We start from the raw sequence: 24,054 nt of genomic DNA on the forward strand, positions 1-24,054 counted from the left end.
CGTGCTTCCTAACCGGCCAGATCGATGCCGAGGTGGCGGGCCAGCGCCTGGGTTTTGATTCCGTAAAAAGCCGCGAACTCCCGGGCTCGCTTGATAGCGGCGGGCCGGGAGGTCCTGGTTGTCCCGGGCGGATGCCAGGCGGCGAGCATGAGGTTTTTGGCGGTGTGCTCGGTGGAGATGAACTCAAACACCTTGGTTTCGAATCCGGCCGCTTCCAGCAACAAGGCGCGAAGCGCATCGGTAACAAACTCCGCTTGGCGTTCCTGGAAAATACCGTGACGCAACGCGGGCGCCAGCACGGGCGGCGCCTGCAGCTGGGGACGGAGTTCCTTCTGGCAGCAGGGCGAAACGACGAGCAACGATGCTCCCGCGGCGATGCCGGCGGCGAGCGCGTCGTCGGTCGCGGTGTCACAGGCGTGCAACGCAATGAGGACCTCCAACGGGCCGAGATTCGTGCCGCCGACATCGATGTCGCCGGATTTGAAACTCAAATGCTCCAGCCCACGGTCGCGTGCCACGCGGTTGCACGTATCCACTAGTTCGCGACGTCGTTCGATGCCGGTGACTTGCGCCCGGGGGCCCAGCAAATCGGCGGTGGCAAAAGTGAGGTAACCCTTGCCGCTGCCCATGTCGGCCAGTCGGAGCGGGCGTGGTGCCTCGCCGTCCGCGTCCGCCGCCAGTCCGGCCGTGCCGAGCAGGTGTTGGAGGATTTCGGCGAATTTTTGAATCTGTCGAAATTTGGGCGCGAGCCCGGTGCGAGGCTGTCCTTGGGCGTTGGTCACGCCGAGGTCGCGAAGCCAGAGCGCGAACGGATCGATGAGGCGGTGCTTGGCGTGATCGTGGCGGGCTTCCGCGACGGGCGGGGCGGCGTCGGCGAGTTTGAATTTCACGCGCACGCGGCCGTCGGCCGTGGTCTCCAACTGCCCCGTCTGGGCCGGGGTGAACAAGTGGGCGTCGAGGAAGTCTACGCCGAGCAGGCGATCGATGGCGGCGAGACCCTCGGCGCAGGGGTGATTCTTCGTTACGTCGCGATGGGTGTGCCGCCACACGAAGCTCAAATGCGGTCCGGCTTGGAGTGACACCGGGCGCACGAACACGTTTTTGACGGTGGGATCGGAGCCCCGATATTTGCCGAGCGTGAGTTTGGTGAGAGTTTGATCGGCGACCGCGTGGCGCAGGGCGGTCATAAAACGGTCACGGGGCAAAGGTTGTGGCATGGGAAGAGCAGCAATGCAGCAGGTCGGTTCGAAGTTGCAAGCGTGGCGGATTTCCGGGGACGGCGTGCAAAATGAATTTGCAGTAAATTTAGCGTAAAACCCAATGATCTGCTGGTGTAACCTTCTCGCGTCGAGCGGACTGATATTACCAAAGTCGATTGCGAATGCCTGAATCTTTAAACCTTACTTCATATCTACCACGTTCCCGGCGGGCGCGAGGGACCTTGGTGGTCTTGGTTGTGTTGGTGAACGCCATGATCGGGCTGTCAGTGATGATGCTCAACGCGGAGGATCGGACTCGTGTGGTCACGCGCTTGGCAGGGGAGGAACGGGTGCGGGTGCGGGCGTTTGAGTTTCAGTTGGAGCAGGCTTTTCGATCATTCAGTGATGCGACGCAAATATTTGCGAGTCAGCATGATATAAGGGACTATTTTGAGAAAGGGTTCCGGCAGGATTTGGCGCGAGTGGAGGCGGACGCCTACGAATTGCTCTTGGTGCACCGCGATTTTGATCAGGTGCGACTGCTCGATGATCACGGCATGGAGTTGATGCGGGTGAATCAGGGGGGGCGGATCGTTCCGGCGCATGAATTGCAGGACAAATCGAGCCGGGCCTATTTTACGAAGGCCCGGGCGCTGCCCGCGGGGACAATCTACATTTCGCGCATCGATCTGAATATTGAAAATGGCGAAGTGGAATTGCCGCACAAACCGGTGGTGCGTTTCGCCCAGCCGGTGTATCGGGATTCCGCGGTGGTGGGCGTGGTGGTCATTAATGTGCGGCTTGAAGCGGTCATCAATGTGTTCGATCGCATGGCCCCGGAGTTTGCTCATCGCATGCGTATGCTGAGCCGGGACGGTTATTGGCTGCGGGGATTTTCGCCGGCGCAAGAATGGGGCTTCGTGTTGCCGGAACGCGCCACTCAAAATTTGGCGAAAACGGATCCCGCCTTGTGGGAAATGGTGCAATCCACGGACAACGGGCAGCAGATGTCGCAGAACCGGTTGTTCAGCTGGGAGAAGGTGACGCTGGGCCGCAGGCAGCTGGCCGACACCGTGGAGAGTGAAGTCGATCATTACATCCTCGCTTCGGAAATCGGAGCGGAGGAATGGGCAAAATTGCTGCAGCGTGACCGGTTTGATTATGGATGGGTCGGTGCCATCGTGGGGGTATTGGCCACAGTGATTTTGATTGTGGGTTTTGGCCGGCGGGAAGCTCGTGCCCGCGAACGCGCCGCCCTCACGGAAGCGGCCACGGCGGCGACAGAAAGCGCGCGGCTCAAGTCGCAGTTTTTGGCCAACATGAGTCATGAGATCCGCACGCCGATGAACGGCGTGATCGGCATGACGGATCTGATGCTCGACACCGATCTGACGGCCCAGCAGCGGGGATTTGCGGAGACGATTCGTTCGTCCGGCGACACGTTGCTGACATTGCTCAACGACATTTTGGATTTTTCCAAAATCGAGGCCGGCATGTTGGCGATCGAATCGGTGCCGTTCGATCCGCGTGACCCGGTGGAGAGCTCATTGGCCATCCTGGCCGACAAGGCGCACCAAAAAGGCGTCGAACTCGCCTGTCTGGTCGAAACGGATGTGCCGAGCCATGTGCGGGGCGATCCGAGTCGGTTGCAGCAGGTGTTGACGAACCTGGTCAGTAACGCCGTCAAGTTCACTGCCCAGGGCGAAGTCGTTGTGCGGGTCGATGTGGCTCGCCGCGAAGAGCATCGGTTTTGGCTCCGGGTCGCCGTGAATGATACCGGCATCGGGATCGACGAGGAAACCAGACGGCGACTGTTTCAGCCTTTTGTGCAGGCGGATGCGTCCACCACCCGGAGGTTTGGTGGCACGGGGCTCGGCCTCGCCATTTGTGTGGAATTGGTGGAACGCATGGGCGGCGAAATCAAAGTCGAAAGCGAACCAGGAAAGGGCAGCGTCTTCACCTTTACAGTCGAGCTCGGCATCCTCGCCGGGGAACGCAGCAAGACGGCGCGTAACGAAGCGTTCAACGGCAGCCGGGTTTTGATCGTCGACGATAACAGAACCAACCGGGAAATTTTCAAACGGCAGCTGTCGAGCTGGGGTTGCCAAGTGGTCGAGACCGAAAGCGGTCAGGCAGCCATGTTGGCGATGAAGGAAGCGACGACGGCGCAGCGTCCATTCAACCTGGTGTTGCTCGACATGTTGATGCCGGAGCTCTCGGGCGAAGACGTGGCGATGCAGATTCGGTCCGACCGGGCGTGGGACCAAACCAAGATCATCGTGGCGAGTTCGGCCTCATTGTTGCTCACGCCGGAGCGCATGGTTCAACTCGGGATTGAAAGCCTGCTTCAAAAACCCGTGCGCCAGTCCCAATTGCACGATGCGGTGAGCCGGGCGCTGGCCAAGACCTCGGCTTCACCGGCGTTGGAAACCGTGGTCACGCCACGGGTGCCGGTGGATCGGTTTTTGACTGGCCTGCGGGTGCTCGTAGCCGAGGACAATGTCGTGAACCAGTCCGTGGTGACGATGCATTTGAGCAAACTGGGCGCGGAATCCGTGGTCGCCTATAACGGGGAAGAGGCGGTGGCCCTGGCCGAGCGGGAACCGTTTCGCTTGATTCTGATGGATTGTCAGATGCCGGTGATGGACGGGTTTGAAGCCGTGCGCCGGATTCGGGAATACGAAGCATCGACCGGAGCGTCACGAGCGGTGATCGTGGCCGTCACGGCGGATGCGATGGAGGATGACCGCGAGCGCTGCCTCAACGTGGGCATGGACGATTATCTGGCGAAACCCATCCGGGCCTCGGTATTGGCCAAAGTATTACGCCGGGCGCTGGCCGCGCATCCGACGTCTCCCTCATAGATCGGTGGACTCAAACGCCGGGGCGGCCCAGAGTCGCCGACCGGAGCGGTAGGTGGCGAGAACGTCGGCGGTGCCGATGCGGGTGGCGAGGGTGGTGAGCAAATTGCGGGTGTAACGCAGGTGGTCGGCGGTGAAATCGAGCACCACAAACGACGCGGGCAATCCTTTCGCGAGGTAACCGTAATGGTCGCCACCGAGGAGCGGGCGAATGTTGCTGGTGACCATTCGCAGGATCGCGGCCGGATCGGGTTCGGCGGCGCGGGCGGCGGTGGCCTGCGAACGCGCGAGGCGATAGGTAAAATCCAGTTCGGCAAACAAGTCGGGTTGCGTGAGCATCACGTTGTCCGTGCCCAGCAACAGATTCGCCCCGACATCGAGCAGTGCGAGGATGGGCGGCACGGGGAGCCCCAGCGTGGTATTGGCGCGGGGGTTGAGCGCGGCGGTGCGACCGGAACCCGCCATGAGGGCGATCTCCTCGGCATTGGCCGACGTAAGATGAATGATGAGATGCGGATCGAGCAGTTCGAATGCGCGGATGAGGTCGCCGCTACCGGTGCGGCGCAGGGACAGTTCGCGGTAACCTTCGTTTTCGAGGCAGTGAATGGCGCGCAGCTTGCCAAGTTCGTCGGTGCGGGCACGGACCTCGCGCCAGCCGGCATCGGTGAGGTCGTTCATGGTGCTTTCGGAAAATCCGTCGGCGACGGCGAGCATACCCTCGAGTTCGGTGCGAGCGCTGGCGGGCAGCGGCAGCGTCTGGTCGTTGAGTTGAGCGTCAGGGAAAGGCGAGTCGTTGAACTGGCTCAGGATGAGGGAGTCGATTCCGACGCGCGCGGCGGCTTCGCGAAGTAATTCGGCGCCATGGACGCCCTGTTCGCGAAAATCGAGATGGGCGATCGTGCCCGTGCGGGTCATGTAGCGCAGCGCGGCTTCGACGCGAGCGAGGTGTTCGGCGCGATCGAGTTGGGCGAGCTCGACGTATTTGTAGCCGTGGGGGCGGAAAAAACCCTCTTCGAGTGTCAGACCGGCCGCGCCATCGGGCAGGGCACTGTCACCGAGATGAGTGTGACCGTTGTAAAGGCCGGGCATGACCACGAGGGCACCGGTGTCGAGGCGGGGGCAGGGCGCGCCGAGATCCATTGCGGTGATGTGGTCACCGTCCCACGCGAAATCGGCGCAATGGTGCGGGGTGAGCTCGGGTCCATGGAGGACGACACAATCGCGCAAGTGAGGCATAAATTGAACGTGTTGCAAAACTCGTGCCGGGACAACCCTGTCGGCGGGGTTCCAAGGATTGCATTCGCGTTACGACGACGCTACGAAACCGAACATCCCCTTTATGAAGCAAAGCCCCCGATTCTCATTTCGCGGAGTGCTGGCTCTGGCCGTTTTGGCCAGTGGCCTGACCCTCCCCCAAGCTCACGCCGCCGACTGGGTGGACACCAATGGCAACGCCTTTAATGGTGATCCCGCCGGTCTGTTGGGTCCGCTGGCACTCTTGAAGAGTGGCCGGGCCCGCGGTCAGCGTTTGCCTCTCGCCAATCTGAAACCGGAGGATGCGTTGCGCTACGACCAAGGTCTGCGCGAGCTGCCGGCCCGGGCGAAGCGTTGGGCCGACGGGAAGAGCCAGATCACCAAGGAACTGCGGGGCAGCGTCCGCCGCATCAAGGACGGCACGCTCACCGATACCGACTTGAATGACCGCATGGAGCCGGAACTGCTGCTGGTATTCTTCGTCGAATCGGGCGGCGACGCGCGCGAAATCTTCCGGGCCGCCATTCCGCTCTACAACGGGTTGCAGGCCAAATATGGCGATGACTTCGAAATGCTCTTCGTGGGGGTGAATCACACGATGGGCGAGCACATCAGTTTGGCGGAAAGTCTCCAAATGCCCTGGCTGGTGATGAAGAAGAACCGCCAGTCAAGACTCGATGAGATCGCAATGTTTGCCCCTGATCCAGCACCGGGATACGCACTGCTCAGTCGCGAAGGGGTGCCGATTACGAAGGCTTCGGGAATCATCACCTCCGATGTGGATAAGATTTTTCAGCAGTTGGAGGGACTGCTCGTCGCGATGGTGCCAAACAATCCCCGGACTTGGATGCAGCGTGTCGCCTACTATAAAAACGTGCGACTGGCGGAATTTGCCCAAGGCTCCGGCGATCCCTATCTGGTGGGCCCGCCGCTGTTGGACAAGGCCCTCGCGCAGATCGGTGTGACCGCGTTCGAGCTCACGGCCGAAGTCGATGAAAACGGTCGTGCGACCAGTGTGGTGGTGGAGCCCGGTCCCGGCATCCCCGATAAATATCTGACCGCCGTGGCCAAGGCCTTCGGTCCGGTGCCGTTCGTCCCGGCCGTCAAGAATGGCCAGTTCGTGCCCGGCACGCTCCATTATCGTTACTCGAGTCATTGAGCCCGAGTTGATCGTCGCCCGCCAAACGGGCGACGCGTCAAAGAATTGTCCGGGTGAGTCTAGCTCTGTCCATCACTCGGCGGTCGCGGTGGCATCGCCGGCGTGATGGATTGGATGGCATCATGCCCTTAGCTCACCCGATTCCGTCTCGTCGTTTTTTCATCCGCCTGCTCGCCGTATTTGTGCTCGGGACCACGGGCTCGCTCCGGGCGGCTGAAACGGTCAACGAGCCGATGCAGGTCTGCGCGGGGCAACCCGCCGTGGGCGTGCCGGATTGGATCCGCGATGAGGTCATCTACGAAGTCAATGTGCGTCAGTATTCGGCGGACGGATCCTTCGCGGCGGTGGAGGCCGACCTCGAGCGTATTCGCGATCTTGGCGTCGGCGTCATCTGGTTCATGCCGGTGCATCCGATCGGTGCGGTGAACCGCAAGGGACCATTGGGCAGTTATTACTCCATCAGCGACTACCGCGGGATTAATCCCGAATTTGGCACCTTGGAGGACTTCAAGCGGTTGGTGGCGAAAGCCCACGCCATGGGGCTGGAGGTGGTGATGGACTGGGTGGCCAACCACACGGCCTGGGACCATCCGTGGACGCGGGATCATCCCGAATTTTACGCCCGGAACGAGGCGGGCGCATTTGTGCCGCCTTATGGTTTCGATTGGACCGATGTCATTCAGCTCGATTTCCAAAACCAAGATTTGTGGACCGCCATGATTGCGGACATGCGCTACTGGATCGACGAGGTCGGGGTGGACGGCTTTCGCTGCGACTATGCCAAAGGACTGCCCACGGCGTTTTGGGACGAAGCCGCGCGGCAACTGCGGGCGGTGAAGCCGGAGTTGTTCATGTTGTCGGAGGCGGAAACGCCCCAGCACCAGTTGGCCGCCTTTAACGCCTCCTACGGTTTCGACATGATGCACGCCATCAACGAAGTGGCGGCCGGTCATCACGGCGCATCCCGCATCGACGACGATCTGGCGCGGACCGCGGTGCGTTTCCCCACCGGAGGTTCCATGCTGTATTACACCAGCAATCACGATGAGAACAGTTGGCTGGGCACGGTGCAGGAGCGACTCGGCGGAGGGATTGAAGTGTTCGCCGTGCTGACCTTTGCGCTCGATGGCATTCCTCTGATTTACAACGGCCAGGAGGCGGGTATGGCCAAGCGGCTCGAGTTCTTCGAACGGGACCCCATCGACTGGCAACCGCATGCCCTGGCCGACTTTTATCGCACCCTCTGCGCGTTGCGCACGGATCATCCGGCATGGCACACCGGCAGTCGTTTTGAGCGGCTGCCCACCACGGAGAACGCATCTGTTTACGCCGTGCTGCGGGAGCACGACGGCGACCGGGTGCTGGCGCTGCTAAATTTGACCGGCGAGCCTGTGACCTTCGATACCGCCCACACCGGAATCGGCGGCACCTGGACCGATGCGTTTACGGGCAGAACCATGATGATCGAACCGGCGGCTTCGTTTTCGCTGCCGGCGTGGGGATATATGGTGCTGACCTGTGACGAAAACGAATAACCCCGCGGTAGGATTTACGGCCGTTGCCAACGCAACACCCGCACGGTCTCGGGTGGCAGTTCGTCCCATGGTTGCCAATGGTGCAGGGCACCGTCGGGGTCGATCGGCGATTTCAGCGAAGCGGTGGTGAAAAGTTCATCGAGAATCCACTCAGGTCGCGCGTTGCTCCCGCTTAAATTGAGCGCGGGCGCCGCGATCGAGTGGTCGTTGAGATTGGCCAATACGATTACCACTTCGGCCTCGGTCTGCCGGGCGGCCACGTAGTGTCGGGGCCCGGTTGATTCCACCGCCAATTGACGCCCGTGACGCAATGCTGGCGAGCTGCCGTTGAGCCGAATCAAGCGACGATAAAGATGCAGGAGGGAGTTAGGGTCACGTTCGGCGGACGCTACATTGATGGCGGCGAAATCAGGATTCAACGGATGCCATGGCGTCGCCGTGGCTGCCGTGAAATCCGCGTGCGGCGAAGCCGAGGTCCATGGCATGGGCGTGCGCAGTTCCGGATCGGGTTTGTCGCCGCGCAGGCCAATTTCCTCACCATAGTAGATGAAGGGAATGCCGGGCAAAACGAACTGCAGCTGCGCGGCGAGACGCAGGGCGGCGGGATCATCGCCCAACTGGTTGCGGATGCGAGGCTGGTCGTGATTGGCCAGAAATTGCGACCAGGTGACCTCATCATCGTAGGCATGGTAGATCCGATCGAGGGCATCGCTCAATATCCCCGGACGGCGCAGACGCGTGGCTTCGATCACGGCGCGGGCGAGTTCGAACTCGAAGAAACTGGTGAGTGCTTCTTCGCGCTGGTAGGGGGCGACGACCTCCGCCCGTGCGTAGACCTCGCCGACCAAAAACACCTCGGAATTGAGGGACTGGCAGTAGCGGGTGAAGTCCCGCAACCAGTGCTTGGTTTCCAGAGTGTCCTGCAACGCGGCGCCGTCCTCGTAGAGGTAACGCACCGCATCGAGCCGAAAGCCATCAACGCCGACTTCTTGTAACCAGAAATTGGCGACGTCGCGATGATGTTGAGTGACGGCGGGATGACGGAAATTCCAGTCGGGCATCTCGTGCCAGAACACCGCATAGTAGAAATCTTCTCCCGCCGGCTGCCACGCGAGCTGGTCCCACGGACCATAGAGTTCATGGGGCAGGGAAGCGAAGCGGAAGAGCTCGCGTTCGGGAGCGGCCGGAGAGGTGAGGGCGGCGTGAAACCAAGGGTGTTGCGAGGAAGCGTGATTGACCACGAGGTCGATAATCACGCGAATCCCGCGAGCGTGAGCTGCCGCGACGAACTGCTTCATGAGTGGCACATCACCATAGTCAGGGTGCACGTCGAAGTAGTCGGTCACGTCGTAGCCGTGGTAGGAAGGTGACGGATGGATGGGCATCAACCACACGGCGGTGATCCCAAGATCATCGATCGTCGCGGGATCGCCGTCGTTGAGATAATCCAAACGCTCAATCAGACCTTGGAAATCCCCGATGCCGTCGTTGGCGAGCGGGCCTTCCCGTGCATCGCTGAATGAACGCACGAAAATTTCGTAGAAAGTGGCGTCGTGCCACCACGGTGCGGATTGGCCGCGCAGCCCGCAGGCACTGATGAGGGGCACGAGCAGGATCGGGAGAATACGAAGATGAAAGGAGCGGGAAGTGGTAAGCATAGCAGCAGGGGTTTTACCCAAAATGGAAGGCATTCCGTTGGAGCTCAAAATCGGGGGGGCGGACAAAACTTGGCTCGGCGGGACGGAACATTGATTCGCCGTGATGCACGCTGCGACCGGAGCAAAGCGTCCCGCGGTTCGAGGGTATGTAGCAAGAGGCTGCGCCGGTCCAAAACTAGGTTTTGTCCAGTTGATATGAGTTTAACCGAGGACTTGCAGATGGCTGCGCCGCCGAACCCGCGCAGGATGGTTTCAAATACGCAGACGTGCGTGCAGTCTCACACCAAACCCCTGCCTTGAAATCAACGGCGACTCCTGACCGCCGACTCGAGGCTCACCAACACTACGAACATGAATACCCACCTCACCCCTAAGTTTGCACTCGCGCTGGCGCTTTCGCTGGGCAGCGGTGCGACGGGGTTTTCCCAGACCAACGCTGCGGCCGCATCCGATGATGATGGCGACATCGTGGTCCTGGAAGCCTTCCAAGTCACCGGCGGTTTTGCCGGCAGTCTCGCGGCCGCCGCGGAAGTGAAACAAAAACAAGCCATCATCGCCGAAGTCATTTCAGCGGAAGATATCGGCAAGTTGCCTGACATCTCCATTGCCGACGCATTGACCCGCCTCACGGGGCTCACCACTCAACGCACCAACGGCCGCAGTCAGGCCATAAGTATCCGTGGTCTCAGCGGCGACTTCAGCACTGGTTTGCTCAACGGCCGTGAGCAGGTGTCGACCGGCCTTAATCGCGCCGTCGAATTCGACCAGTATCCCGCGGACCTGTTGAATTCCGTGGTGGTCTACAAGACCGCCGAAGCCGACCTCATCGGCCAAGGTCTCGCCGGCACCATTGATCTGCAGACCATTCGTCCGCTCAGCCGCACGGGACGCGTCGTCGCCATGAACGGCTATTACGAGTGGAACCAACTGGGCGAGCTCACCCCCGGCGTGAGCTCCACGGGCAATCGTTTCAGTGTCTCCTACATCGACCAGAATGATGACGGCACCCTCGGCGTGGCCGTCGGTCTTTCGCACTCCAGCAAGCCCTTTGCCGGCGAACAATTTCAAGCCTGGGGATACCCGACGGATGGCGACGGAAACTTCGGCCTCGGTGGCACCAAGTCCTACGTCCGCAACAGCGTGCTCGATCGCGACGGCATCATGGCCACCATCGAATACCAACCGAGTGACAACCTGCACATGTCCTTCGATGTGTTCGCCTCCAAGTTCGAAGAACGGCAGATGCTGCGCGGCATGGAGATTCCTTTGATTTGGAGCGGAGCAGCCATTCAGGGAGATCCGACCATTGTAGACGGACTGGCGACCGACCTGACGATGACCAACGTCCAACCCGTCGTGCGGAACGATGCCTTTAATCGCGAGGCTGATCCCATCGCGATCGGCTGGAATCTCGTGCTCGGCGAGGAATCCGCCTGGCCCGTGACGTTTGACGCCAGCTACTCCCGCGTGACCCGCGATGACTTGAACATCGAAACCTGGTCGGGTCTCGGCCTCCGCGGCGATGCCGCCAACCCCGACACCATGCGCATCCAGCTGGCGCCGGGGCAGTTGCCGGTGATCACGCCGTCGCTCGACTATGCCGATGGTTCGGTGCTCAAGCTGAGCGATCCGCAAGGGTGGGGGCCCGACACGTTGCCGGGCAATGGCATGTATGGTTACTTGAAGGGCTTCCAATCCAAGGACGAGCTCGGCCAGTTGCAGCTCTCCACCGCACACGAGTTGGACGGTTTCTTCACCAATGTGGAAATCGGCACCAGCTACACCGATCGCTACAAGCGCGACGGGGAAAATCCCTCCGGCTACCTGCACACGCCCAATGGTGAGCTGACGCTGGCGCTGCCTCCCCAAATCGGCACCACCGACATGAGCTTCCTCGGCATGGGTGAAATCTACGCCTACGATCCGCTCAAATCCTACGACAACGGGGTGTGGGGATTCAGCCCGAACACCGACACCGGCATCGTGGCCAACCGCTTCCAGATTCGGGAAAAGGTCTCCCAATTCTACACCGAGGGCGACTTCGAGCGGCGACTTGGCGACGTCAACATGACGGGCAACATCGGCGTGCGCTTGATTCACACCAAACAGAATTCCGAAGGACGTTCCGCCAACGGCAACACCCTCAACGAAGTCAGCGACGGCGACTCCTACACAGACGTGTCCCCAAGCCTGAATCTTAACTTCGATTTCGGCAACGATCTCTACCTGCGTTTCAGCGCCGCCCGTCAGATTGCCCGCCCGCGTATGTATGACATGCGCGCCTCCCGCAGCTGGGGGTTTGATGGCTCCAAGGTCGACTCCAACGACCCCAGCCAGAGCCCATGGAGCGGCGGCGGAGGCAACTCCCAACTCCGTCCCTGGAAATCTGATTCCATCGATCTTTCGCTGGAAAAATACTTCAGCCAGAGCCGCGGCTATGTCGCGATTGCGGCCTTTAACAAAGACCTCAAGAACTACATCTATGAGCAGCAGGACGTCGCCGATTTCTCCAGCTACCCGATCCCCGGCGGCGTGCAGCCGACGCTGAGCTACGGCCTCATTTCCCAGCCGGTGAATGGCGAGGGCGGTAACGTTCGCGGTCTGGAATTCACGCTCTCGCTTGCCTCGGAAATGATCAATCCCGACTTCAAAGGCTTCGGCATTGTGCTCGGTGGGGCCTATACCGACAGCAGCGTGCAGCCCTGGGGGCCCGATGGTGGCGACGCGCCGATCGCGGGTCTCTCCCGCAAAGTCACGAACACCACGGTCTACTACGAACGCGGTGGATTCGCCGTGCGACTCAGCCACCGTTACCGGTCCGAAAACCGTCAATACATCACGACCTTCGGACCGCCCAATCCGGGTGGGGATGTGAACCCGAACGGCGGCTTCTCCGTCGCCCAACCGGAGTCGGTGCTCGATGCTCAATTGAGTTACACGCTGCAAGACGGCCCCGCCGAAGGTCTTTCGGTTTTCCTTCAGGCCTACAACCTGAGCAACGAACCGTTGGTCACCTACAACAACGACGACCCCCGTCAGGTCATCAACTACCAGACCTACGGCGCCTCCTACTCGCTGGGCTTTGCGTATCGTTTTTGAGCCCACTTTGAGGTCCCACAACGCCTCATGAACCCGCCCCCTGTCGCGGGAGTCGGCGCCTTAGCGGTGCCGCCTCGCGGCAGGCCGGCGCGGTCCGACCCCTGCGTGGACCGGGTCCGCCACCCTCACCGCAATCATGCGGTTTCTCCCCGGACCGTCGGGGCGTTTCCCTTCCTTTTCTCCTGTTTCATTTCGTCTACCTGCCCGTGAACTCCCTTCGCCCCAACTGGCTGCGTTGCCGCTCCTCCGGCGTGCTGGCACCGATCTCTGCCCTGCCGGGCGATTTTGGTATTGGTAACCTCGGGACCGGGGCTCGTCGCTTCATCGATTTTCTCGCCGACACGGGATTTCAACATTGGCAGATTTGCCCGGCCGGCCCGACCGGTTTCGGAGACTCGCCCTATCAATCGTTTTCCAGCTTCGCGGGCAACGCCTACTTCATCGACCTCGCGCCGCTGTTGGCAGAGGGCCTGCTGACCGAAGACGACGTGGCGCCTCTGCGGGCGTTGCCAACCAGCGTCACCGACTACGGGGAACTTTATCGGTTGTTTTGGCCGGTGCTCAGTCGTGCGCATGAGCGCTTCGTGAATCTCGGTCCCGACGCCCCGTGGGGTGGTGCCGGCGCTTTGGAAGCGTTCACTCAAAAACACGCGACGTGGTTGCCATCCTATGTCGCGTTCATGGCGTTGAAGGATCACTTCGGCGGCCACGCTTGGCCGATGTGGCCCGTGCAATGGCGCGACTGGCGACCGGGGATCGAGCAGGAACTGCCCGAGACTGCGGCGGCGGACGCGGCGCGGCACGGTTTCTATCAATTTCTATTTTACCGGCAGTGGGCGGACCTGCGTGAACACGCGGTCGATCGCGGCGTCGCCATCATCGGCGATGTGCCGATATTTGTGGCCTTGGACAGCGCCGACACCTGGCGTTGGCGAGACGTTTTTCGTCTCGATGCTGCAGGCCGCCCCGCCGCAATTGCCGGCGTGCCGCCGGACTATTTTTCCGATCGCGGCCAGTGCTGGGGTAATCCGCTCTACGACTGGGAGCATCTGGCCGCCACCGACTACGCGTGGTGGATCGAGCGGTTGCGTTCCGCCTTTGCGCAATGCGACATCGTGAGATTGGACCACTTCCGTGGCTTCCACACATTTTGGGAAATACCGGCCGAAGCGTTGGACGCTCGCCGGGGCACCTGGTGTCGCGGTCCCGGACTGGCCTTATTCGATGCCATCGCCGCCGCGTTGCCGTCCGCCCGGCTGATCGCCGAGGACCTCGGCTACATCAATGCGGGCGTCGCGGCCCTGCGCCAGGCGGCGGGACTCCCCGGAATGAAGATTCTCCAGTTCGGTTACGGGCATGACGACAACAACGTGAACCTGCCGCACTTTTATCCGCCGGAGTCGGTGGTCTACACCGGCACGCATGACAACGACACCACGCGCGGCTGGCTGCGCCGACTCGATGCGGAGACCCGGGAGGTGTTGCGCGATTACTACGGTATCAGCGAACCCGATACGGCGTGGCCGTTCATTCGGGCCGCGTTTGCGTCGGTGGCTCGTCTCGCCGTCGTGCCGCTGCAGGACTTGCTCGATCTCGACTCGGAGGCCCGCATGAATCAACCCGGGACGACCGAAGGCAACTGGCGCTGGCGGTTTACCACCGCGGACCTGGATGCGCTCAATGCGCGGCGGGGAGAGACCCTCCGGCGTTGGCATCGCATGTTCGATCGGACCGGCGACCCGCGCCAACGCGACTACAGCGCGCCGCCGGGTGAACTGCCCCATGACGCCGTCGCCATGGCTGCCCCGCTTAATTCCACCCCAACGACCTTGTCATGAATCAGGCTCCCGCCCGTCTTTCCCTGCCGGCGATCTGGAACATGAGTTTCGGGTTTCTCGGTATTCAGTTCGGTTTTGGCCTGCAGATGGCCAACATGAGCGCGATCTACCAGTTCCTCGGCGCGGAGGAAGGGGACCTTCCGATTCTGTGGCTGGCGGCGCCCATGACCGGGTTGATCGTGCAGCCGATCATCGGCTACTACAGTGACCGCACGTGGACGCGACTCGGTCGGCGGCGTCCCTATTTCCTGGCCGGTGCGATTTGTGCAAGCCTGGCGCTGGTTGCCATGCCCAACTCTTCGACGTTGTGGATGGCGGCGGGTCTGTTGTGGGTGCTCGATGCGTCGGTCAACATCAGCATGGAGCCATTTCGCGCCTTCGTGGGTGACTTGTTGCCGGAGGGACAGCGCAAAGTCGGCTTTGCGATGCAGAGTTTGATGATCGGACTCGGCGCGGTGTTGTCGTCCTCGTTGCCCTGGCTGTTGACCAATGTGTTCGATGTGGGAGCGCACGGCGAAGCGAGCAGCAATCAGATCCCGTGGTCGGTCCATCTGTCCTTTTACATCGGTGCGGTCGTGTTCCTGTTGGCCGTGCTGTATACCATCGTGACGACCAAGGAACGTCCCCCGGCCGACATGGCGGCATTCGAGGCCGAGAAGCGGCGAACGGCGGGCGCAGGCACCGCGATCAAAGCCATCCTCGGGGGCATTCTGGACATGCCCAAAATCATGCAACGGCTCGCGGTCGTGCAGTTTTTTACCTGGCTCGGACTGTTCTGCATGTGGCTGTATTTCAGTCCGGCCATTGCGCGTGGAATGTTTGGCGGCGAGCCGGGGTCGGCCGCCTATCAACGCGGTGTCGAGTGGGGCGGCGTGTGTTTCTCCACCTACAACGGTGTGGCGTTTGCGTTCGCGTTTGGGCTGATCGCGTTGGTGCGGAAGTTCTCCGCCCGCTCGGTTCACGCAGTGTGCTTGGTTTGCGGCGGACTCGGATTGGTGAGTGTCGGATGGTGGACCGCGCCGTGGGCGCTGCTCATCTCCATGGTCGGAGTCGGCGTGGCCTGGGCCAGCATATTGGCATTGCCTTACGCCTTGCTCGCCAACGCGCTGCCAGCGGAACGCATGGGATTTTTCATGGGCGTCTTCAATTACTTCATCGTGCTGCCGCAGATTCTGGCGGCGACGCTGTTGGGGCCGGTGGTCGATCGATTTTTTGACGGTGCCTCCATGCCGGTGGTCATGGCGGGTGGCGTGGCGCTGCTGATCGCGGCGGTGGCGCTGCTGGGGCTGGTGCCAAAGGATGAAGCCGAAGTCGCGGCGTGAGCCGGTTCACCTGACGCGACGGCGAATGACTCAGCTCGTCGCGACCACCGGCGAACCGGCGGTGAAGTCGACGTGATCGTAGTAAATCGTTTTGGGCCGCTCCTCCTGCCGTTGCCGTTGTTGATCGAGCCGCTCCCGGAAATCGGCCGGCGACTCGCCGCGATGCTTTTTGAACACCCGGGCAAAGTAAGCGGGGTCGGAAAACCCGGAGGCGTAGGCGATTTCGGAGATGTAGAGCGGAGAGGATTCCAGCGCCATCACTGCACCGTCGATGCGCACGCGTTGGATGTAATGGATGAGCTTTTCGCCGGTCTCGTTGTGGAATAGATAGGACAAATAGTCCGGGGAGCACTGCAGGCGTTCCGCGATCGACTTCACGTTGAGTCGAGAATTCGAAAACTGTTCGCGAACGATCCATTTGACCTGCAGCACCTTGCCGATGTCACCCTCGAGTGATCCGCCGCCGGTTTCGACGAGGTTTTGAAACATGCCCAGCACGGCGATGGAGAGTCCTTTTAACAACGCGTCGCGCGCCGGGCTCTGCATGTGGTAGGCGCCCACGACCTGATTGGTGAGCAAGACGAATGTCTCCAAGTCGGCGGCTTCGAAGAACTCGATCGTTTCGATGTCGGGCCGTTGCGGCGCGACCTCGTGAGCGAAGTGCAGGCTCAAGGTATGGCTGTAGAAGCCGACCACGAGATTACGAAACTTGCCGAAGTCATCGCGGAAGATGGTTTCGCCGTGAGGAAGCCCGGCAGGCACGATCAACATCTCACCCGGGAGCAGGGTGATGGATTCTTTGGGAAAACGGAATTCGGTGGTGCCCTGGAGCTGGATGAAGATCTCGGGGCGGAAGTGGAAATGCATGTCCTTGTGCTTCTGCAACAGGCCATCCAGCCGCGGCACCCGGAGGCGCAGACGTTGACGTTCGGCCGCGAGAATACTGCGGGAAAAGATCTCACGCATGGCGGCGCGGTCATGGAGATCCAAAGGTTTTCCGGGACACGAACCGGCTAAGACTTGTCGGTCTTTCATGGGGCTAAAACGAAAGGAGTTACGGGGAGGGGACGAAAGCAGGCGCGGGGCGGCACCGGAAGATTACGGGGTGAATCTGAGTGAATGCCGGTCTTACTGCAATGCAACTACGACACGCCATCTAGCTACTTGATCTAAGATTTGTCCAAGTGCTCGGAGACCTGTCCGTTTGCGTTCACCAGTTAACTTTGAGGGTAAGACAGCGAATTGCCCGACATCCAAGCGCTTGGAGCTTGGCGACATGTGAACGATCCTCTGAGCTCATCGTTATGCGAAACCCCGTTCGAGCGCTCACTGCGGCGCTGCTCTCGCCGTTGGTTGGAACCCTGCTTTTGGCCGGTGACGCCAACTGGTCGACCTATCTCGGCGACACATCTTCGAGCCAATACTCGTTGCTCGATCAGATCACGCCCGACAATGTGACCGGGCTCGAAGTCGCCTGGACGTGGCACGCCGGCGATGCGCGTGGCAACAGCACGCAGATCCAATGCAATCCGCTCGTCATCGACGGGGTGATTTATGCCACAACGCCGAGCCTGCGTTTGGTCGCGCTCGATGCGGAGACGGGCGAGGAAAAATGGCGGTTCGTCCCGCATGAACCAACGGGCGTAAACCGCGGCGTGGCCACGTGGAGCGATGGCGGTTCACGTCGCATTTTGTTTGGCGCGGGAAAGTGGTTGCAGGCCGTTGACGCGGTCACGGGTGAATTGATCGAATCCTTCGGTGAGGGCGGACGCGTCGACCTCGGCGCCGACATGGGCCGCGATGTGACTGGTTTTGCGATCCAAGCCAACACGCCCGGACTCGTGCATGGTGACCTCATAATCATGGGCATGCGCTTGGGCGAAGGTCCGGCACCAGCGGCACCAGGACCGATCCGTGCCTACAATGTGCGGACGGGTGAATTGGTGTGGACGTTCCATACCATTCCTCAACCGGGAGAGCCAGGACACGAAACGTGGCCGGCCGAAGCGTGGCGCTCCATGGGCGGAGTTAATGTGTGGACGGGCATGAGCGTCGACGAGGAACGCGGGCTGCTCTTTGCGCCGACCGGCTCGGCGTCATTTGACTTTTGGGGCGGCGATCGCGTGGGCGACAATCTTTACGCGAATTGCCTGCTCGCGCTCAACATCGAGACGGGCGAGCGCGTCTGGCACTACCAGTTCGTGCACCACGATATTTGGGACCGTGATCTGCCGGCCCCGCCCAATTTATTAACGGTCACCCACGACGGCGTGGAGATCGATGCGGTGGCACAGATCACCAAATCAGGTCATGTGTTCGTGTTTAATCGCGAGACAGGCGAGCCCCTGTTTCCGATTGAAGAAGTGGCCGTGCCATCCTCGGACGTGGCGGGTGAAGTCACATCACCCACTCAGCCGATTCCCACAATGCCGGCTCCGTTTGCGCGGCAATTGTTTACGGCCAACGAGATCACGGATCGCACGCCGGAAGCGCATCGCGCGGTGCTCAATCAATTTGCCCGACTGCGTCCGCACACGCTGTTCGCGCCACCGAGTAAAGAAGGGACGATTGTATTTCCTGGCTTCGACGGCGGCGGGGAATGGGGCGGGGCGGCCACCGATCCGAACGGGATTCTTTACGTCAATGCCAACGAAATGGCGTGGATCCTCACCTTGATTGAAAACGGCGGAGGCACCTCGGAAGGCGCGCAGGTGTATCTGCAAAACTGCGCCGGTTGTCACGGCGTCGACCGCCAAGGCAATGCCGCCGGAATCCCGTCGCTGGTAGACCTCGATCAACGGCTTAATCGCGATCAAACCATGGACGTCGTGACTCACGGACGGGGCATGATGCCGCCGTGGGGATTTCTCACCGAGCGCCAGCGACAGGCGGTGGTAGGTTTCCTGTTGGATCAAAGTGAGACCGGCCCGCCCCGCCAGGCCGATCCGGAGATGGGAAACGCACCCAAGGAAGAAGGCTGGCAAACCTACGTGGGCGACCAGGGCAAGGTCGATCGCCCGGCCCCGGCGTATACGCACACCGGATACAACCGCTTCCTCGATCCCGATGGCTATCCGGCCGTGCGCCCGCCATGGGGCACGCTCAACGCCATTGACCTCAACACGGGCGAATACCTTTGGCGCGTCCCGCTGGGAGAATTGCCGGAGCTCACGGCGCGAGGTATTCCGCCGACCGGCACCGAGAACTACGGCGGCCCCATTGTGACGGCGGGCGGATTGGTTTTCATCGCCGCGAGCAAAGACGAACACATCCGCGCCTACGAGGCCGCCACGGGCCGCGAGCTCTGGCGCTACCCGCTGCCCGCCGGAGGTTATGCGACCCCGTCAACCTACGAAGTGAACGGCCGCCAATACGTCATCATCGCCTGCGGCGGTGGCAAGATGGGCACCAAGAGCGGTGACGCGTATGTCGCCTTCGCGCTGCCGGAGTGAAGGCTCATGGCGCGCGATGAATGCGGCCGAATGGCGGAGAGGCAGACGGGATCGCGCGCGAGCACGCTCCTACACCTTGGAAATGAAACCGAGGTGCATTGCCCTAGAAACGTCGGGTGAAGACGAGTTTGGCTCCGGGGCCGGGGGCTTTGGTCAGCAGGGTGTTGGCGGAGAACACCGGTTCGGCGCCGTAGAACACGTCGGCGTCGGTGAGGTTGGTGCCGTGCAAGGCGATGTCCCAGTGGTCGGTCGTGTAGCTGAGGCGGGCGTCGATGGCGGTGGTGGCCGGCAGGCGCATGGTGCGATCGAAATTGTGCCAGTAGGCGTCGCTCCAGATGAGGAACACGCCGAGATCGAATCCGGCGGGCAGGGCGAACTGCGCGTGGAGCTTGGCCTGATTTTGCGGCGCACCGGGGTATTCGAGATTTGGATTCGAGTCCGGGCGTGAATAAGGGCCGTAGCCGGGGGCGGCGGAAACGCCGGAGAAGTTATTGGTCAATTGACCGCCGTAGAGCGCCCATTGTTCTTCCGTCAACGGAATGGAGCGAAAGCCGAGCGGCGTGAGCCGGTTGATGCGCTGGTGGCCGACTGACGCGATGAGGGCGAACGTGTCGGAAGGGGCGTAAGTGAGCTCGAATTCCACCCCGCGACCTTCGAGTTCCTGAGCGGCGTTGTCGCGCACGCTGAATGCGGTTTGCTCCCATTGGTAGGCGGATAGCGACGCGAAAAGGGTATCCTCAGTGAGCGACATTTTTACGCCGATTTCCTCGAGTTGATTCTCCGCAAAATTGCCTTTGCCGACGATCGCTCCGCCGTCGATGGGATCGAGTGAGGTGCCGTATTGGAAGGTGGCGTAGAGTCGGGTTTGCGGCGTGACGGCCCACACGGGACTGAAGCTGAAGCTGGTGTAGTTTTTCTCGTCGGACACGGGATCGCGCGCGGGGTCGTCGGCGGCGATGCGATCGACGCCATCGGGGTAAGTCGTGCGATAAGGCGCGTGGGTGGCGAGCACGGAGAGGTAGGTCGTGAGGGTGTCGGTGGGGTGGCTCTCGAGATAGCCGAACAGGCTGGTCTGCCAGAGTCGCGACTCGGCATTGGCACCGCCTTGCGAGGTGGGGGACCAGAAGTTGACGCCATTGGGATCGGTCTGGGAGCCCACCGGGATAACGGAATTGGCCGAGACGGCGGGACGGGTGATGTCGCGACGGCTGAACGGCTCGTCGAAGAAATCCTGCAACAGAGTCGCGTGGGTGTGACGCGCTGAAGCTCCGAGCGTTAGTTTCGAATCAAGCCAATCTAGCGATTGCTGGTGGGTGATCTTGGCTTCGAGCACGAGTTGGTCGGTGCTCACGGCGTAGCCGTAGGTGGAGATTTTATTGGTGTGAATGTAGTCCAACAAGAACTGGCCGGTGAGCGTCGCGCCGGAGGCGCGCTGTTGCACGAGCTTGGCGAAGTAAAGGAGGTTGTCGGCGTCGGCGAAATCTTCGTCGGATGCCAACACGGTGCCGGCTGAGATCGGCGTGGTGAAGACGGTGCCGCCCGCGGCGAAGTAAGCGGGCGTGTATTGATAACCCGACGACGTTTGGTCGATGGTGGCGAGATCAGCCGCACTGAAACCCGCGTAAGCGATGGCCCGGTCGGCCGGATCGGACAGGTTGAGCATGGCGTCACGCTGGGCGGGCGTCATGCGGTCGGAAGCGGCGGCGGCGTCGACGATCGCGGCGGGCACGACCAACGCGGTATTGGTGTAGATCGCGTCGCGATTGGCGCGGCCGTCCCAAGCGGAAGAGGCGATGTTGATGGGTTCGCCTATGACGTAGCGACTTTCGTCGATGAGTTGCTGCGTGGGGCGGTTCCAACCAGCGTTTTCGTTGGACTTGAAGCGAAAGGCTTCGGCTCCGGTGAAGAGGGTCAAATCGGAGGCGAGCTGGACTTTGATCGAGCCGTAGAGTGACACGAAGTCGTTGTTCACGCGGTCGTAGGGCGTGCCGCCCAGTTGCGCGGTGAGCGAGACGCGGTAGGCGGCGGGACGATCACCGAGCAGAAAAGGTGCGCCGGTATCGATTTGCGCCCGGTAGTGATCGTCGGTGCCGATCTCAGTCGTGAGCACCGTGCGACGACGATCGAAGTAGGGGGTCTTGGGAATCAGATTGGTATAGCCGCCGGCCTGACCAGCACCGAAGTGCGACGGCGCGGGACCCTTGACCACGTCGAGGGACTCGAAGGCGCCGAACGACAACGGCATCTCGTTGCGCTGGTAGGCGCGTTGCAGGCCGTCGAAATAGACGCCGCCGATGGCGCCGCGGAGAATGGGCGAGCCGGGCACGCCGTAATAGTTGGTTTGTTGGGTGCCGGAACCGATTTTGCCGAGATCGTCGAAGTCCTGAATATCGAATCGCTTCAACATTTCGGGCGTGAGCACGGTCACCGAGCGCGGGGCATCGAGCACGGATTGAGTATCAAAAATCGACGAGGTTGGGCGCGAGGTCGGCAGCAGATCGCCGGAAGTTGCGAGGGCGGTTTCCGTGGCAATAAAGGCGGCCAGTTCGGTCACAGGCTCATCGTTTCCAACGACTTGAGCAATTGCGTGGGATGGCGTTGCCCAAGCGAGAACGGCAGTGAGAAAGGACGACGATGCGAAGCGAAATGATGGCATGGATGACAGGGCGCGCCGGGGCACCGACGGGAGTCGATAGACGCAAAACGCGCAACGTGAGTGGTTGCGCGTGCGAGGGGCGAGCTGAAAATTTCAGAGCCCGAACGAAGGGATTTCGCCCGTTAACTATGCGTCAGATTCATTTTCACCGTCCGCAGCGGCCAGAAAAAGCAGCACGATACCGATGCAGGCGAACATGCGAAACGCCGCATCCTGGCCATTCCAGGTGCTGGATTGCCACATGAGAAACCACTCTCCGCCGACGGTGATGAAGGCCACGAACCACTGCAGCATGCTGAGCGTCAGGCCGAGCACGGCGAATTTTTTGGCAGCGCGAAACGCGACGACGGGCGCGCGGCGTTGTTGGAAGAGTTGAAAAGCGCCATAAGTGCAGAGGGCGCATGACACGGCTTCCCACAGAATGATCGTCACGTAAAACGCGTGATAAAACCACCAACTGCCATCGCCGGGCGTGGGATCACGCAACGCTCGCCACACCTGACTTTCGCCCGAGAAGAGCGAGTCCATGGCGAGCACGTGCTCCACGAAGCCATAGTTGGAAGCGTAGTCGAAAAACGCGTTGTTGAGGACGACGATGAAGAGGAAGAGCGCGACGGCGGCGACGAGCGCGATTTTGCAGAGTCGAATGGTCATGGCGGGAAAGGGAGGTGTGGTGCGGAAGGCGGCGGACGGCGGAAATCAATGAGCCGCGAGTTCGCGGTAATCGGGTGGTTCAGATTCGCGAAAACTCTCGCCGTGAATGAGACGGCGCGGCGCGGCGGGGCGGGCAAGAAACTCGTTGAAGGTGGCGGCGGGCGAGACGACCAGATCGGCGGGAGACCCGGGAGTGACGCGTCCGTATTGCGGCAACCCCATGATGGTGGCCGGGGCGGTGGTGACAGTGGCGGCGGCGGCGTGCATGCGCGTATCCAAATGTCCGACACGCACGCCGGCCTGCCACACCTCGAACAGATCGTAGTCGCCCCAGGCGAAGAACGCATCGCGCACGTTGTCACTCGCGCAGGCCACGGTGAGGCCGACTTGCATGAGTTCATGGATACGAGTGAGGCCGCGCCACTGTGGTGTGCGGGGATGGCCTTGTTCGTCCCACTGGCGACCCTGGAGGTAGAGATTACACAGCGGGAGCACAATGAGCTGGATCCCGGCTTGTTTGATCAAATCAATGGTCGAAGCGGCGCGGGCGTCCTCGTGAAGGGAAAGTGAGCAATTGTGGCCGCAGGTGACCGGGTAGGGGAATTCATTGCGCAGCACGGCTTCGGCGGTGGCTCGCAGGCATTCGGCTTGGGCCAGTCCACTTTCATCGATGTGCAGATCGACCCCCAGTTCGAGTTCGCGGGCGGCGGCGAGCAGGTAATCGAGTTGCGCCGGAAGATCAGGATTGGGTTGAGGAAAGCCACCAATGGCCGACGCCCCGCCATCACGGGTGAGTTTCATCACGCGATCGGCTTCGCCGGCGGAGAAGGCGGCGACGTTGCACAGGCTTACGGTTTGCAAGGCGATGCGGCCCTGCCATTCCGTGCGCAGTTGCGCCATGACTTCGTGGGATTCCGCACCGAGTTCGCCGCCGGAGTCGAGATGGGTGCGCACGGCGTTGGTGCCGTGGGCCCACGCCGAACGCAGCCCGAACTCGGCGCGGCGGTAGACATCGGCGGTGGTCCAACGGGCGGTGGCGTCGTGGCGGAGAATTTCAATGGCATCCCAAAACTCTCCCCGTGGATTGGGGGCGCGGTCCCACGTGTGGGTTTTGTCCAAGTGGGTGTGCGCGTCGATGAGACCGGGCCACACGATCCGACCGCCGAGATCGGTCTGCGCGGTGTCGGGCGGTGCAGCCAACCCAACGGAGCCGGTGGCGGATCGCACGCCGACGATCAAGGGTCCATCGATTAGAATATCGCATTCCGTCCACGGCTCGATGGCGCGTGGGTCGGTCGGGGCAGCCGCCACGGCGGAGGGCAGACACGCGCATGGCACGCGAGCGTGACGGTAGAGATGCATCGTGT

General features: G+C 61.5%; 14 protein-coding genes. 7 read left to right on the plus strand and 7 right to left on the minus strand.

The features are described from left to right. Positions 1–8: 8 nt before the first annotated feature. The gene (locus tag PXH66_RS06985) at positions 9–1,217 is read right to left on the minus strand and encodes a class I SAM-dependent methyltransferase (protein WP_330927943.1); all 1,209 of its coding nucleotides are present in this window, start codon (positions 1,215–1,217) and stop codon (positions 9–11) included. A 254-nt stretch (positions 1,218–1,471) separates the two neighbouring features. On the opposite strand from PXH66_RS06985, the gene PXH66_RS06990 reads away from it, so the two are divergent. Beyond that, a complete protein-coding gene (locus PXH66_RS06990; RefSeq protein ID WP_330927944.1) occupies positions 1,472–4,063 on the plus strand; it encodes a hybrid sensor histidine kinase/response regulator in 2,592 nt (863 codons plus the stop codon). On the opposite strand, the gene PXH66_RS06995 is transcribed toward PXH66_RS06990, so the two are convergent. After that, entirely contained in the window at positions 4,058–5,296 is a 1,239-nt protein-coding gene (locus tag PXH66_RS06995) for an amidohydrolase family protein (protein WP_330927945.1), read from the minus strand. The two genes, PXH66_RS06990 and PXH66_RS06995, sit on opposite strands and share 6 nt — an antisense overlap. 103 nt (positions 5,297–5,399) lie before the next feature. Between PXH66_RS06995 and PXH66_RS07000 the strand changes: the two genes are divergently transcribed. Both PXH66_RS07000 and PXH66_RS07005 read left to right on the plus strand, forming a co-directional pair. Further along, complete coding sequence (locus PXH66_RS07000; RefSeq protein WP_330927946.1) at positions 5,400–6,473, plus strand: hypothetical protein; 1,074 nt, start codon at positions 5,400–5,402, stop codon at positions 6,471–6,473. 122 nt (positions 6,474–6,595) lie between these two features. After that, positions 6,596–8,008 (plus strand): alpha-amylase family glycosyl hydrolase, encoded by a 1,413-nt coding sequence (locus PXH66_RS07005; RefSeq protein WP_330927947.1) that lies wholly within the window; start codon positions 6,596–6,598, stop codon positions 8,006–8,008. 14 nt (positions 8,009–8,022) lie between these two features. Here PXH66_RS07005 and PXH66_RS07010 read toward each other — a convergent pair whose 3' ends face one another. After that, positions 8,023–9,666, minus strand: coding sequence for an alpha-amylase family glycosyl hydrolase (locus PXH66_RS07010; protein WP_330927948.1), 1,644 nt, complete (start codon positions 9,664–9,666; stop codon positions 8,023–8,025). 351 nt (positions 9,667–10,017) lie between these two features. On the opposite strand from PXH66_RS07010, the gene PXH66_RS07015 reads away from it, so the two are divergent. From PXH66_RS07015 to PXH66_RS07025, 3 genes are all read left to right on the plus strand, one after another. Further along, positions 10,018–12,765: a TonB-dependent receptor gene (locus PXH66_RS07015; protein ID WP_330927949.1), complete on the plus strand. Its 2,748-nt coding sequence runs from the start codon at positions 10,018–10,020 to the stop codon at positions 12,763–12,765. Between the two features lie 206 nt (positions 12,766–12,971). Then, on the plus strand, positions 12,972–14,603 hold the full coding sequence (malQ, locus tag PXH66_RS07020; RefSeq protein WP_330927950.1) for a 4-alpha-glucanotransferase: 1,632 nt from the start codon (positions 12,972–12,974) through the stop codon (positions 14,601–14,603). After that, on the plus strand, positions 14,600–15,925 hold the full coding sequence (locus PXH66_RS07025) for an MFS transporter (protein WP_330927951.1): 1,326 nt from the start codon (positions 14,600–14,602) through the stop codon (positions 15,923–15,925). Before malQ ends, PXH66_RS07025 begins: the two co-directional genes overlap by 4 nt. A gap of 30 nt (positions 15,926–15,955) precedes the next feature. On the opposite strand, the gene PXH66_RS07030 is transcribed toward PXH66_RS07025, so the two are convergent. Next, positions 15,956–16,960, minus strand: a complete 1,005-nt coding sequence (locus tag PXH66_RS07030) for a helix-turn-helix transcriptional regulator (protein ID WP_330927952.1) — start codon at positions 16,958–16,960, stop codon at positions 15,956–15,958. 269 nt (positions 16,961–17,229) lie between these two features. Between PXH66_RS07030 and PXH66_RS07035 the strand changes: the two genes are divergently transcribed. Continuing rightward, positions 17,230–19,377 carry an outer membrane protein assembly factor BamB family protein gene (locus PXH66_RS07035; RefSeq protein WP_330927953.1) on the plus strand — a complete coding sequence of 716 codons (2,148 nt, stop codon included), beginning with the start codon at positions 17,230–17,232 and terminating at the stop codon, positions 19,375–19,377. A gap of 103 nt (positions 19,378–19,480) precedes the next feature. On the opposite strand, the gene PXH66_RS07040 is transcribed toward PXH66_RS07035, so the two are convergent. The 3 genes from PXH66_RS07040 to PXH66_RS07050 form a co-directional block, all read right to left on the minus strand. Next, positions 19,481–21,931 (minus strand): TonB-dependent receptor plug domain-containing protein, encoded by a 2,451-nt coding sequence (locus PXH66_RS07040; RefSeq protein WP_330927954.1) that lies wholly within the window; start codon positions 21,929–21,931, stop codon positions 19,481–19,483. 228 nt (positions 21,932–22,159) lie between these two features. Next, a complete protein-coding gene (locus tag PXH66_RS07045; RefSeq protein ID WP_330927955.1) occupies positions 22,160–22,687 on the minus strand; it encodes a DUF2165 family protein in 528 nt (175 codons plus the stop codon). A 45-nt stretch (positions 22,688–22,732) separates the two neighbouring features. Further along, the gene (locus PXH66_RS07050; RefSeq protein WP_345784024.1) at positions 22,733–24,049 is read right to left on the minus strand and encodes a cytosine deaminase; all 1,317 of its coding nucleotides are present in this window, start codon (positions 24,047–24,049) and stop codon (positions 22,733–22,735) included. Positions 24,050–24,054: the final 5 nt, after the last annotated feature.

Source organism: Synoicihabitans lomoniglobus (genome assembly GCF_029023725.1).
Classification (GTDB): Bacteria; Verrucomicrobiota; Verrucomicrobiia; order Opitutales; family Opitutaceae; genus Actomonas; species Actomonas lomonigloba.